This is a genomic window from Tunturiibacter empetritectus (assembly GCF_014201375.1).
GTDB classification, from domain to species: Bacteria; Acidobacteriota; Terriglobia; order Terriglobales; family Acidobacteriaceae; genus Edaphobacter; species Edaphobacter lichenicola_D.
Window position 1 is genome coordinate 462,460 of sequence record NZ_JACHDZ010000001.1, and the last position, 12,650, is coordinate 475,109.

10 protein-coding genes are annotated in these 12,650 nt (G+C 60.3%); 3 read left to right on the forward strand and 7 right to left on the reverse strand.

The features are described from left to right. Positions 1 to 16: 16 nt before the first annotated feature. Positions 17 to 913 carry a hypothetical protein gene (locus HDF10_RS02045; RefSeq protein ID WP_183809990.1) on the forward strand — a complete coding sequence of 299 codons (897 nt, stop codon included), beginning with the start codon at positions 17 to 19 and terminating at the stop codon, positions 911 to 913. A gap of 194 nt (positions 914 to 1,107) precedes the next feature. On the opposite strand, the gene HDF10_RS02050 is transcribed toward HDF10_RS02045, so the two are convergent. The 5 genes from HDF10_RS02050 to HDF10_RS02070 form a co-directional block, all read right to left on the reverse strand. Beyond that, positions 1,108 to 2,523 carry a PP2C family protein-serine/threonine phosphatase gene (locus HDF10_RS02050; protein WP_183809992.1) on the reverse strand — a complete coding sequence of 472 codons (1,416 nt, stop codon included), beginning with the start codon at positions 2,521 to 2,523 and terminating at the stop codon, positions 1,108 to 1,110. 74 nt (positions 2,524 to 2,597) lie between these two features. Beyond that, complete coding sequence (locus tag HDF10_RS02055) at positions 2,598 to 2,855, reverse strand: acyl carrier protein (RefSeq protein WP_183764220.1); 258 nt, start codon at positions 2,853 to 2,855, stop codon at positions 2,598 to 2,600. A gap of 88 nt (positions 2,856 to 2,943) precedes the next feature. Next, positions 2,944 to 4,107 carry an NAD(P)/FAD-dependent oxidoreductase gene (locus tag HDF10_RS02060; protein WP_183809994.1) on the reverse strand — a complete coding sequence of 388 codons (1,164 nt, stop codon included), beginning with the start codon at positions 4,105 to 4,107 and terminating at the stop codon, positions 2,944 to 2,946. A 33-nt stretch (positions 4,108 to 4,140) separates the two neighbouring features. Further along, positions 4,141 to 5,217 carry a type III polyketide synthase gene (locus HDF10_RS02065; protein ID WP_183809996.1) on the reverse strand — a complete coding sequence of 359 codons (1,077 nt, stop codon included), beginning with the start codon at positions 5,215 to 5,217 and terminating at the stop codon, positions 4,141 to 4,143. A gap of 163 nt (positions 5,218 to 5,380) precedes the next feature. Further along, positions 5,381 to 6,262, reverse strand: coding sequence for a hypothetical protein (locus tag HDF10_RS02070; RefSeq protein WP_183809998.1), 882 nt, complete (start codon positions 6,260 to 6,262; stop codon positions 5,381 to 5,383). Positions 6,263 to 6,743: 481 nt separating this feature from the next. Between HDF10_RS02070 and HDF10_RS02075 the strand changes: the two genes are divergently transcribed. Continuing rightward, positions 6,744 to 7,448: a PEP-CTERM sorting domain-containing protein gene (locus tag HDF10_RS02075; protein WP_183810000.1), complete on the forward strand. Its 705-nt coding sequence runs from the start codon at positions 6,744 to 6,746 to the stop codon at positions 7,446 to 7,448. 131 nt (positions 7,449 to 7,579) lie between these two features. Here the strand turns inward: HDF10_RS02075 and HDF10_RS02080 are convergent, their stop codons facing one another. Continuing rightward, positions 7,580 to 8,551, reverse strand: a complete 972-nt coding sequence (locus HDF10_RS02080; RefSeq protein WP_183811462.1) for an SDR family oxidoreductase — start codon at positions 8,549 to 8,551, stop codon at positions 7,580 to 7,582. A gap of 391 nt (positions 8,552 to 8,942) precedes the next feature. Between HDF10_RS02080 and HDF10_RS02085 the strand changes: the two genes are divergently transcribed. Further along, positions 8,943 to 10,310, forward strand: coding sequence for a nucleotide sugar dehydrogenase (locus tag HDF10_RS02085; RefSeq protein WP_260177550.1), 1,368 nt, complete (start codon positions 8,943 to 8,945; stop codon positions 10,308 to 10,310). 200 nt (positions 10,311 to 10,510) lie between these two features. Here the strand turns inward: HDF10_RS02085 and HDF10_RS02090 are convergent. Beyond that, the coding region (locus HDF10_RS02090; RefSeq protein ID WP_183810002.1) for an Ig domain-containing protein at positions 10,511 to 12,650 on the reverse strand (2,140 nt) is incomplete at its 5' end.

Here is a 12,650-nt window from a genome sequence, read left to right on the forward strand (position 1 = left end):
GAATGGAGCTTGACCTTTGATTGATGCGATTGAGCGCGTGGTGCGGGAGCTTGAAGAGGATCGGTCGCTGCTGGAGCCGGATCGGCTTCGCGAGCGGCTTGAGGCGCTGGATCGGCTTGATGCTTATCTTCCTTTTCTTTCGGATGTCCCTCAAGCGGTACTCGGGGTTGAGTCGAACGATGCGGGAGTTTATCTTCGGGCGCGGGCGGTTTGCGCCAGGCTGGAGGCTGCGAATGGGGAGCTCTACGAAGCCATTCGAGGGGAGATTCGACGCGGGCGCGGGCATGATGCTTTACTTCGGTGGGTTCGCTCGCCGGAGAGGGAGGCAAGGGTCGGGGTGGGTTACGATGTGGGCGACGGCGTGGGCTATGACTACCTGGATGAGCTGGTCAGCGGGGTGTTGCAGTTCGAAGAGCCTGACGCGGGAGAGGTTGCGAGGGAGCCTGAGATGGTGTTTTATCAGCCCACTCCGGCGCATCATATCTTCGACCTGGTCGGCGGGGCTGGGCTGACTGCGGAGGATGTTCTTGTCGATCTTGGCTCCGGGTTGGGCCATGTTCCTTTGCTGGTTTCGATTTGCACTGGTGCCAGCAGCGTAGGGATTGAGTTGGAGGCGGCCTACGTGGAACGCGCGCGGCAGTGTGCGCAGCGGCTGAATGTGAAGGCTACGTTTTTTTGTGAGGATGCGCGAGTGGCGGATCTTTCGCGCGGCACAGTCTTCTATCTTTACACTCCTTTTGTGGGGTCCATCCTGCGCGATGTGCTCGACCGTCTGAGGCGGGAGGCTGCTAGTCGCCGGATCCGCATCTGCACTTACGGGCCTTGTACGGCTGTGGTTGCGGAAGAGCCGTGGCTTGAGGCTGCCGCAGCGCCGGAGATGGATCGGATTGTGCTCTTTCGCTCTCGCGGTTAGAGCGGGGAAAGATAGGTCCTGCCGGACGGGCCCACTGCGCGTGGGGCGGTCACTTCGTGACTTGTGTACCCCTTCGGCTGGTCCTCCCGTTGGTCGGGGGAGAGATTGATTTCGACCAACGGGAGAACCAAAGAATTTCATCCTGCCGTGACCGCGCCGCGCGTAGCGGGTCCGTCCGGCAGGACCCTTTTTCTCTAGAGTCGCGGTTCCAGGATATTTTCTGCGAAGTAGTCGCAGATGAGGAGGGTGAGGTCGTCGTTCTGGGACTTGGACGACCAGCGTTCGAGCGAGGAGAGGATGCTGGCGGCGGCTGCGTCGGCGCTGAGGCTGGCGGCCTCTTTGAGCAGAGTGTGGAGGCGGCTTGAACCGAACTCTTCTCCCTGTGCGTTGGTGGCTTCGAGGATGCCGTCGGTGTAGAGGAGGAGGCGGTCGCTGGACTGGAGTGCGTATTCGGCGGTTGTGTAAGTTGCGAAGGTGAAGGCTGCGAGCATGAGGCCGTTCTCCGTGAGTTCGATCACGCTTCCTTCACGCAGTAACAACATGGGCGGGTGCGCGGCGGCAGAGTATCGGAGTGTGGAGGATGCGGCGTCGAGATAGACGTAGGCGGCGGTGACGAACTGGTCCTGCGTGTTGCCGCAGAGGACGGAGTTCATTCCGGCGAGGAGGAGGGCGGGGTCGGCGGCGTTGGCGCGCTGGGAGGTGGCGGCGAGTTTGACCATGGAGGCGATGAGGGCGGCGGGAACACCGTGGCCGGAGACGTCGGCGATGAGGAGGCCGGCTTGGGTTTGATCGGCGATGAGGAAGTCGTAGAAGTCTCCGGCGACGGCGGTCATGGGGACGTAGCGGGCGGCGACGTGGAAGTGAGCGGACTGGGGATAGGCCGGGGGGAGAATCGAGGTCTGGATTCGCCGGGCGATGTCGAGCTCTTTTTGCAGGTCGCTGAACTGCTGGTCGCGATGCAGGCTACGCTTTGCGGCTACGTAGCCGAGGATTACGAGGAAGATGGTGAAGCCGATCGGCTCGATGAACGGGCCGTATCCAAAAGCTTGGCCGATGTTGTCGAAGAGTGCGAAGACGACGAAGACAAAGATGCCGCGGCGGGCGATGATGAAGTCTCGGTCTGTCTGCTTTCGCGTCAGGGATTGAATGATGAGTGCGAACAGACTGACGATGACTACGACGTTGTTCGTCGTCTGAAAGGCAGCCCTCTGGCCGAATAGCATGGTTGCGACGGCGAGACCCAGGAAGACGGCTGTGAGAGCGATGATGATCTTACGGCCTGAGCGGCCGAGGAAGCCTGCGGCCTGGAAGTAGAAGAATCCGGGGATGGGCACGAGGTAGTTGCCGATGGCGCGGAGGTCGTTGAAGAAGTGCGAGGGCGGGATGATTAGGGTGAGAAGTCCCAGCCGGAGCCAGAGCCGTTGGCCGTAGAAGATGGCGAAGAGGGCGAGCCAGAAGAGCATGGCGTCGAACTTGCGACTGAGAAAGGCGAATGCGATCGAGACTAGTCCGAGGGCGGTGAAGGCGGCGCCCAGGAAGAGATAGAGCTCATCGTGGTGAAAGGTCCGCAGAACCTGACTGGCTGTCAGTTGAGGGTCGCCTACATACATACGAGCGAATGATACACGGGCGCGCGGGGGGGACTACGACGCTTTGTTTGCGGTGTTGAGTTTTGGCAGGGAGATCAGGGGGTGGTGATGTGGGCGGGGGCGGTGGTGAGCTTGGCGACGCCTTCGACCATGTCGCCTACGGTGCGGAGGGTGCTGAGGGCTTCGTCGGGGATCTCGATGTTGAAGGCCTCTTCGACCTCGAAGGAGATGTTGATCTTGTCGAGGGAGTCGATGTTGAGTTCGTCGAAGGTGTTGGCGAGGGAGATGGAGTCCGCGGGGATGCTCTTGGATTTTGCGATGATGTCAATGCAACGTGTGGCGATATCGGTCATGGAACTCCAGCGTCCTCGGGGATAGCCTCAACTTACAGGGAGGCGAGTGCCGCTGTAAAGGTCATAGGGGCCGCCGCCCTGGTCTAGTTTAGCTTGTCAGCAGGTGTAATCCGGTTGCCAGTAGTTCGTCAATACCTGGGAAGATGCATGCGCGGTGGTCGATGTGGACCTCGAGGAGACGCTGGAAGAGGATGGGGTAGCGTTCGAAGGTGTTGAGGACTCGGGCGCGGAGGCGAGGGGAGCGATCCATTTGAAGCAGGCTGCGAGACATGAGGCTGGGAGCGAGCTGGATGCGGCTGTGGGCGTGCTGGTAGGAGGCGAGGTCGTCGGCGTTGAGGGTTCGGGCGAGTGCGGAGGCTTGGCGAAAGCAGAGGGCGAGGCCTTCGCCGGAGATGGCATCGACCGAGCCTGAGGCGTCGCCGAGGAGGGCGATGTTGTTTGCGGTGACTCGGCGGAGGGAGCGGCCCATGGTGATGGAGCCGCGTGGTGCGCTGCTGGGAGTGGCTGCTTTGAGCTGGCGTTGAAGGGTGGGGAAGTGGGCGAGGGCGTGATCTACGCTGGGGATTTTTTTATTGGAGACGAAGGCGACGCAGACCTCGTTGGAGGAGGTTGGGGTGACGTAGGCCTGACCGTGGTTGCTCCAGTAGACCTCGACGAAGTTGGTCCAGGGGGCGATGGCGTAGTGCTGGCGGAGGCCGATGCGGCGGGAGTGAACGGTGGCGGCGGTGAGTCCGGCCCAGGCGGCGATGCGGGAGTGATGGCCGTCGGCGCCGATGAGGTAGCGGGTGCGGATGATTTGACGGTTGGTGTGGACGAGGTGGCCGGTGGATGCGGGCTCGATGCTTTGGACGGAGTTGTCCCAGTGGAAGCGGACCCCAAGCGAGAGGGCGCGGTCGAGCAGAAGCTGGTGGAGGACTGTGCGGCGGATGCCTCGGCCGGGGCTTTCGGGAAAGATGGCCTCGGCGGTGGTGGGGTCGCGAGTGGCTTGCTCGTTGAGGAAGCGGATACCGCTGAGGAGATAGTTCTCGATGTTGCACAGATCGCGATTGAGGTTGAAGCCGAGGTTGGCGAGGGCGTCGAGGGCATCGGGCATGAGGCCTTCGCCGCAGGCCTTGTCGATGGGCGGTTGCCTGGAGTCGATGACTTCGACGTGGAGGCCGTTGGTTGCAGAGGCGATGGCGGCAGCGAGGCCGGCTGGGCCTGCTCCCACGACGAGAACCTCCGCTGCGGATCGACCGTTGCGGAGGTTCATTGGAGACGGCTTTCGGCTTTGTCTAGTGCGCTGCTACCACTGCAGGAGAACGAGCTCGGAACAGAAGGCCGGGCCCATGGCAGCGAGGATGCTATAGGTGCCGGGCTTGCCTGGGGCGTTAACGAGAACGTCTTCGAGGACGGCAAGGACCGACGCTGCGGAGAGGTTGCCGACCTCGCGGAGGCTGCGCCACGAGGGCTCGAGGGCGTTGTCGGGGAGGTTGAGGGTGGTTTCCATGGCTTCGAGAACTTTGGGGCCGCCGGAGTGGAAGATGTAGCTCGAAATGTCATCGAGGGTTAGACCGTTGTCGGTCAAAAACGATTCAACGTTACCGCGAAGATGTTCGTTGACGACCTTGGGGACGTCGGGGGAGAGGACGATCTTGAAGCCCATGTCGCCGATGTCCCAGCCCATGATGTGTTCGGTGTGTCGATAGAAGGTCGAGCGCGTGTCGAGGATCTTGGGGCCTGAGATGCAGGTGGCGCAGGTGCGCTTGGCGAGGGCGGTCTCAGAGCCTGCGATGACGACGGCGGCGGCACCGTCGCCGAAGAGGCCGCAGGAGATGAGGTTGGCGATGGACTGATCGTTGTCCTGCCAGGTGAGGGAGCAGAGCTCGACCGAGAGAAGGAGGGCGTACTGATTGGGGAAGGCGCGGACGTAGTCAGAGGCGCGAGAGATGCCTGCGGCACCGGCGACGCAGCCGAGACCGAAGATGGGCGTGCGCTTGATGCTGGTGGGGAAGGGCATGCGGTTGATGAGGCGGGCGTCGATGGTGGGGCTGGCGATGCCGGTGACGGAGGCAAAGAAGATAGCGGAGATGTCGGCTGGGGTGAGGCCCACGCGAGCCAGCGCGGTGTCGATGGCTTTTTCGCCGAGCTCTACGGCGGCGACGATCCAGGCGTCGTTTGTGGGGCCGAAGCCGGAGAGGTTCTCATAGACGTCAAGGGGGAAGACGAGGTTGCGGAAGTCGACCCCGCAGTTGACGAAGAGCCGGTTGATGAGCCGGGGCTCTTCCATGCGGTCCTGCCAGCGCGCGGTGAGTGCTTCTGAGATTTGTGCCTGGGAGTAGCGATGAGGTGGATAGGCCGTGCCGACAGATGCAATGCGCATGCTTATGAAAACCCTTTGTGGTGACGTAAATTGAACTGCGTGTTGTTGACGGAGCGTGGTGGTCGAGAGTTGCACGCCTGCGACCGTCTCTGGAGGCGTGGGTTGGTGCGATGGCTTAAAGGTACACGCTGGGGGAGGTTCAGTGTTGAATTTCGATGTGCGGTTAGTGGAGGCGGGCGATCTGGCGCTGGTAGAGGGTGTTTTTTGGGAACTCCTGGGAGAGGCCGATCAGGATCTGTTTGCCGGATTGGGTGCGGCCATCGCGAAGCTCCCCGACGGCGAGCATGAGGCGGGCGAAGGGGGCGAGATAGTGACCGCGTTCGGCGGTAAGTTTGAGGAGGCGAACGCCTTCGGCCTTGTTGGTGCCTGCTCCGGCCATGCCGAGGAACCAGCGGATGGGCGCGGCCTTGAGGCTGAGCATATAGTTTTCGATGCCTACGGCGAGGTTGGCGTCGTAGAGGGTGGGGTTGGCGGCGAGGGCCTGCTTGGCGTACTTGCTGGCGAGCTCGCTGTATTTGAAGGCGCCGTACTCGTGACGGTCGATGAGGGAGGCCCAGTCGGCCTGCATGCCTGAGGTGACGGCCTTGCAGTAGAGCGCATTGGAGTCGCCGGGGTTGTGCTGGAGCGCGGCATCGGCGAGGCGGTTGGACTGGTCGATGCGGCTGTTGAAGCCCTGCTTCATCGCAGGGTCGACGGGGGGGCGGGTGCGGGACTGGAAGCGGTTGTCGTCGGCGAAGAGCTCGATGTCGAGAACGCCGAGGGTGTTGAACTCGTTAAAGATGTAGGCGGCCGCGTCGGAGGCTGAGCCGAGGCAATCGTCGGGATGAGCGCTCATCCATTGGCCGAAGTGTCCGTGGGCGACGTTGAAGTCGAGGTTGTAGAGGGCGTAGTAGCCGTCGTTGAGCGGGGTGCCGGTGAGGGGTGCGCTGAAGGCGAGGACGGGGGCTGCAAGAAAAAGCAGCAGGAGGGATCCGGAGAGCGTGAGGCGCCGGGTGATTCTGGCCGAGGGTGGTGCGGTCCGGGCTGCCGGAGACGAAAGATGCATTCTTTTCTTTTACCTCATTGACTTGAAAGTGCGCTTTGGTTTTAAGGCTCAGCGAGAGGAATTGTGTCTGATGGGAGGGCTTCGCTGGCGGCTCTTTTTTCTGAGATGCGAGTTGGAGGCGCCGGTCGCCTGGAGGGACTGGAGCAGGGCAATCTCTCGTTTTATAGGCTTGGGGAAGACGAGCCTGGTGATATCTGACGCGCGCGCAAACTTTGGCGGTCGGGTGGCAAACATTGTCACATTTGCGACGATAATGTGCATTATTTTGCACTTCACCTTCACAATTGGCTGCTAACTACCTAATTCCAAATGGTTTTTGTTTGGGGAATAAGCTGCTCTAAGAGTGGCATGATCGCCTTTCAGACCCGCCACTCATTCGGCTGGCCAAGTTATGGGCAGTGACGGGCGGGCATGTACGAGACCGTGGCAAGCCATGGTTCAGGATCGAACCGCTTTAAGCGGAAATTCAGGAGGCCCTTTCATGAAGTTATTTTCGAAACTCTCTGCCTTGGGAGTGGTGTTCGTGGCTGCAACCACGTTCGCCTCTGCCGACTCTCTTCAACTTGGAAGCTATGGATCTGATGGCGGTAACTTTGGCAACGATAATACGGTTTTGGCAAACTCCAACTATCCGGGCTTTGGGTATAGCGACGGGTTCGGGTTTGGTCAGCTGCCGGGCTCCGGTACGGTAGATCTTGCCTCCGATGGGTCGGTGTGGAACACCGCACTGCCTAATTCGAGCTGGGTGTCCTGGGCTCAGACGGGACCACAGTCGAGTCCGTTTGTCGCGACACCAAATGCCAACTACTTCTTCACCAGCACGTTCACCCTTAACGATAAGAACCCTACTGACGCGAGCGGCTACCTGAATATCTACGCGGACGATACGGTCGCGGTATTTCTGAACGGGAACCTGGAGAATACGCCGACGGGAAATTCGTATCCGCATTGCTCGAACGGCGTACCTACCTGCATCGGCGCACCGACGCTGTTGTCGCTCAATTCGAACGACTTTGTCAGCGGAGTCAATACGTTGACGTTTCAAGTGCTCCAGGCTGGCGGCGCGGACTACGGCGTTGATTTTGCCGGCGCGGTCTCCACAGTTCCGGAGCCGAGTTCGCTGCTGCTTCTGGGAACGGGCCTGATTGGTTCTGCGGGTGCATTGTTGCGTAAGATGCGCGCGTAGTTTGAGTGGATCTCATCGGAGGTTGCGGGAGCAGCCCCTGGTGAGAGGAGAGAACGTCATGGTGAGGGGCCGCCTGGTTTGCCGGCGGCCTCTTCGTGTTCGTTCGTTTTTTGAATCCGGCTTTGAGCAAGTCAGGCTTTGAGAGCCGTGACTTCCTTTTTCTGCTTCTCTTCGAGGTACCAGGCGACGGTCTTCTTGAGGCCTTCGTGGAAGTGGGCTTTGGGTTGATAGCCCAGCTCGGTGCTGGCGCGGGTGATGTCGGCCAGGGAGTGCTGGATGTCGCCTGCTCTTGGGGGGCCGTAGATCGGCTGGGCGGTGAAGCCGAGATGTTCGGCGATGGTGGCGTAGACCTCGTTGAGGGTGTGGCTTTTGCCTGTGCCGATGTTGAAGACGCGGCCGGTGGCTACTTCGCTGGGCGCGAGGCAGGCGAGGAGGTTGGCGCTGACGGCGTTGTCGACGTAATTGAAGTCGCGGCTGGTGAGGCCGTCGCCGAAGATGGTGGGGGTGATGCCCTCCATCATCTTGAACGTGAACTGGGCGATGACGCCGGAGTAAGGCGAGTCGGCGGCCTGGCGGGGGCCGAAGATGTTGAAGTAGCGGAGGCAGACGCCTTCGAGGCCGTAGGCGCGGTAGAAGGACTGGATATAGTACTCGCAGGTGAGCTTCTGGACGGCGTAGGGCGAGAGCGGCCGGGGGAGCATGTCTTCCTGCTTGGGCTGGGTGGGCTGGTCGCCGTAGGCCGAGGAGGAGGCCGCGTAGACGATGCGGCGAACCTTGGCGTCACGCGCTGCGATGAGCAGGTTCAGCGTGCCGTTGATGTTGGATTCGTGCGAGGTGAGGGGATCTTTGACCGAGCGCGGGACCGAGGCGAGGGCACCCTGATGGAGGATGTAGTCGATGCCGTCGCAGGCGGATTTCATACCGGCGGCATCCTGGAGGTCCATCTCCTGAAAGTCGATGGCGTGGCGAATGTCGTCGAGGTTGGCCAGATTGCCGGTGGAGAGGTTGTCGATGCCTCGTACGTCGTGTCCCTGTTCGACGAGAGCGTGGGCCAGGGATGAGCCGATGAAGCCTGCGATTCCGGTGATGAGATAACGGGCCATCATTCCTCCACCCAGACGTACCGTGCTGGGACATTGCAAAGATGTTTCGTGACGTGATGCCTCCCTTATTATCAGGGTTTGCAGGACGAAAGCTAGTGCCGCTGGCAGAGGGCAGCATGATTTAAGTTTGAGGAGCGGGAAGAGTGCAGGTCAATGCGACTTTCGTGCGACCCGGACGACCGAAGAGGGCTGATCGATCGCCGGCAGGATGAAGTAAAAAATAATCAGACGACTTTGGGCTTTCTGGGGAATACCGCCCGGATGATTTCATGCGGTTTGTGTGCGAAGTGTGAACCGTGGTTGAGAAGGCGAATAATTTACTGGAACTCCGATGTTTTGATTGAGTTTCAAAATGAGGGAAGTGCGGAAGGCGGATGCGATAATCGAGACTATGTTGACACAAAGCCAAGTTGTTTTGCCGAAGATTGCGCAGGAGCGCATGACGCGTCTGGAGAACCGAACCGCGAAGATCGGGGTGATCGGGCTCGGGTATGTCGGGTTGCCGCTGTCTCTGCTGCTGTCGGAGGCGGGTTTCAAGGTGACGGGATTTGATATTGACACTAAAAAGGTTACAGATCTCGAGGCTGGCCGGTCTTATATCTTTCGGATTCCTGCTGAGGAGATTCAGAGCGCGCGGAAGCAGGGCTTCAAGGCTACGGCGGACTTTGCCTTGCTCTCGGAGATGGACGCCATCATTATGTGCGTGCCGACGCCGCTGACCGAACATCGCGAGCCGGACCTGAGCTACGTGGAGAATACGGCGAAGGCTGCCGCTCCGTGGCTGCAGGAGGGCCAGCTGGTGGTGCTCGAGAGCACAACGTATCCGGGGACCACGGAGGATCTGATGATCCCGATCCTCGAGGCGGAGAATCGCAATGGGCTGAAGGTGCAGAGCAAGGGTACGGTTGCCGAGCAGGGTGTGTTCTACGTGGCGTTCTCGCCTGAGCGTGAAGATCCAGGCAATACCACCGTGGCGCGGCATAATATTCCAAAGGTCGTGGGCGGCCATGAAGAGATTGCCACAGAGCTGGCGGCGGTGATGTACGAGGGCATCTTTACGCGCTCGGTGAGGGTGTCTTCGACGCGCGCGGCAGAGATGACGAAGTTGCTCGAGAACATCTATCGCTGCGTGAATATTGCTCTGGTTAACGAGTTGAAGGTGCTGGCGCTGAAGATGGGGATGGATATCTGGGAGGTGATCGACGCTGCGGCGACGAAACCGTTCGGGTTTCATCCGTTCTATCCGGGGCCTGGGCTGGGTGGACATTGCATTCCGATCGATCCGTTTTATCTGAGCTGGAAGGCGAAGGAGTACGACTTCAATACGCGCTTCATCGAGCTGGCTGGCGAGGTGAATGAGGCGATGCCCGCGCATGTGGTGCAGTATGTCGCGAAGGGGCTGAACCAGAATAAAAAAGCTGTGAACGGGGCGCGCATCCTGATGCTGGGCATGGCTTACAAGAAGGACATTGATGACCTGCGCGAGTCGCCGTCGCTGACCGTGATCGAGTTGTTGCGGGAGCAGGGGGCGGAGGTGCTTTACAACGATCCCTACTTCCCGACCGTAGGCAGAGGGCGGCACTACAACCTGAATATGACCTGTACGCCGCTTGATGATCTGGGGCAGTATGACTGCGTTTTGATCATGACCGACCATACGGACTACGACTACAAGGACATTGTGAACAAGTCGAAGCTGGTGGTGGACTCGCGGAATGCGACGAAGGGGATCAAGTCGGATAAGATCGTTCGTTGCTAGGGTGAAGCCATTGCTTTTTGGCGCGTGCGATTTTTCTTTCGGACTTCGCCCATGAAGCTGAGTTGATTCGAGGCGGCAGGGTTCTCATTCTGCCAAGCCGCACTGGGTCGAGCTGCGTTTTTTTTGAGGACCTAGTTAAGGATCGCAAAAAAAATCCGGCCGTGTGGAGTCACGCGGCCAGCTGGGGTTGTGGTTTTTGTTTATGGTTCCATGGCGCCGATGGCTGGTGGGTTGGCTCTGGTCTTTCCGTTGAAGTCTGTTGTGACTCCGGAGATTGCAATTCCGGAGTTGATGGCCGGGCTCGAAGAACTGATGTTGGGGTTGATAGCGTTGATGTTGGACTCGCCTACGAGATCGGGGTCGCCGCAGGTGTAGATCTTCTCCTGTGCACTCAAATAACTTTCCGGGCAGCCTGTGGCTATTGTGTTCCACAGGTTGTGATCGATCGCCGATCCGGAGTTGGCGAAGACATTTCCGGTGCCGAGGTAGATGCCGGAGGCGAGCGTGTTGCTATTGCCGGGATCGGCATAACCTTTGCTGATGTTGTTGCGGAAGATAAATGTCGCGCCGTTGGCCGCGCAGTTAGGAGCCTGCGCCGCACACTCGATGTCGTACATGGTGTTGCCGTAGCCGACCGAAGTGTTGTTCTCGAGCGTGATCGCGGTGCCGTTGTTCAACTGGAAGGCCCATTGATCGCCGGCGGCGCGGCAGGTATCGCCGCTGTCCAGAGCCCAGCCCGAGGGGTTGAGCGGGAAGGCCGAGGCGTTGCTCAGAATCCGGCAGTTGCTGATGGAGACGTTGTTGATGGCGGTGGAAGCGGCCCCGGCTCCGAGTTTGAAGGTCTGACCGCCGTTGCCCTCGGACCAGGAGGTGGAGATATGGATCGCCGGAGAGGTCTTGACGTCGTCGCTCAAGTGTAGCGAGTCGAATCCATCCTGGGTGTTCCAGCGGAAGTGGCTGTGATCCACATTCATGGTCATGTTGCCGGCGGCGATCTGGACGAAGCCGTCGCCGTAACCTCCCGACTCCTGTCCGTAGCAGTAGTTGAATTTGTTCTGCGTATCGGGCTTGGTCATGTCGTAGGGCAGCACGGCCACGCAGCCGTTCCAGTCGATCGTCGCGTAGGAGATATTCATAGTGCCAACGGTCTCGCAGGAGGTGTTGCATCCTCCGCCATCACCGTTCCAGCCTGCCTGTCCATTGCCGATCACGTAGACATCAGTGGCGGAGAAGACATCGCTGCTGGATTTGTTGAGATGGCTTCCGAGGATACCGCTGCCTGCGGTGCCGACGATGGCGACGTCCTGAAGGGTGAGGTTGGAGGGACCCTGTTGGGTCTGGTAGTTGAGGAGGAGTCCGCCGTAGCGGACGTAGTTTTTGGAGTCGGTGCACTGCCCTGCGCCGGCGACTGTGGTGCAGGTGTCGGGCTGGGTGATCTCGATGCAGGAGATGTCGACGTAGTCGGTTCCGCGGGTATCGAGAACCACGAAAGCAGCATCGATACCGCTCAGGATGGTCGGATTGACCAGGTGAGTGTGACCGGAGTCGTGGCAGTTGCCGGCATTCTGGCCCAGGATCCGGGTGTGCTGGCCGGACGAGCCCGAGGGAGGAGCAGGCAAGATGCACTGTGATCCTTGACTGTTGCCTGCGTTCGGCGCAGGGCAGATGCCACCGAGCTGCGCGTGCCAGTCGGTGCCCACGCCGCTATTCTGCTCGCCCATGTAGTAGGTGTGGCTCGCAGAGGCAGAGTCGGCAAACTGGATCGTGTCGCCGCCTGCGAAGCTTGTCCAGTTGCCCGAATAGTTCAGCATCTGGTAGGGGTGGTTGAAGGCGCAGGCTTGACCGGTGCCAGATCCGGGATAGGCTGCGTTGGTCTTGCCTGTGCACTGGGTGTTGGTGCCGCCATCCGCGCGGATGTACCACGTCGTGCCCGGACCAGGGGGTGGCTGCGCTGCACTCAGCGTGATCGAGACGGTGAGTGACTTTGTCTGGACGGGACTGCCGTTGTCGCTTACGGTTGCGGTGAAGCTGGTGGTGCCGGTTACCGAGGGCGTGCCGGAGATCACGCCGGTGGTAGCCGCGAGGGTCAGTCCGCTGGGCAGGCTGCCACTGATCGACCACGTGTAGGCGGGTGTTCCTCCGCTTGCCTGTAGAGTGCCCGAATAGGTTGTTCCTTCGGTGCCTGCGGGCAGAGTCGATGAAGTGATTGTCAGCGGAGGAACAGCAACGACCAGTGAGATCGTCGCGGAGGCGGTCTTGGCTGGGCTCTGGCTATCGGTGACGGTGACGGTGAGGGAGAAGTTGCCGGTGGTGGTGGGGGTTCCGGCGATGACTCCGTTG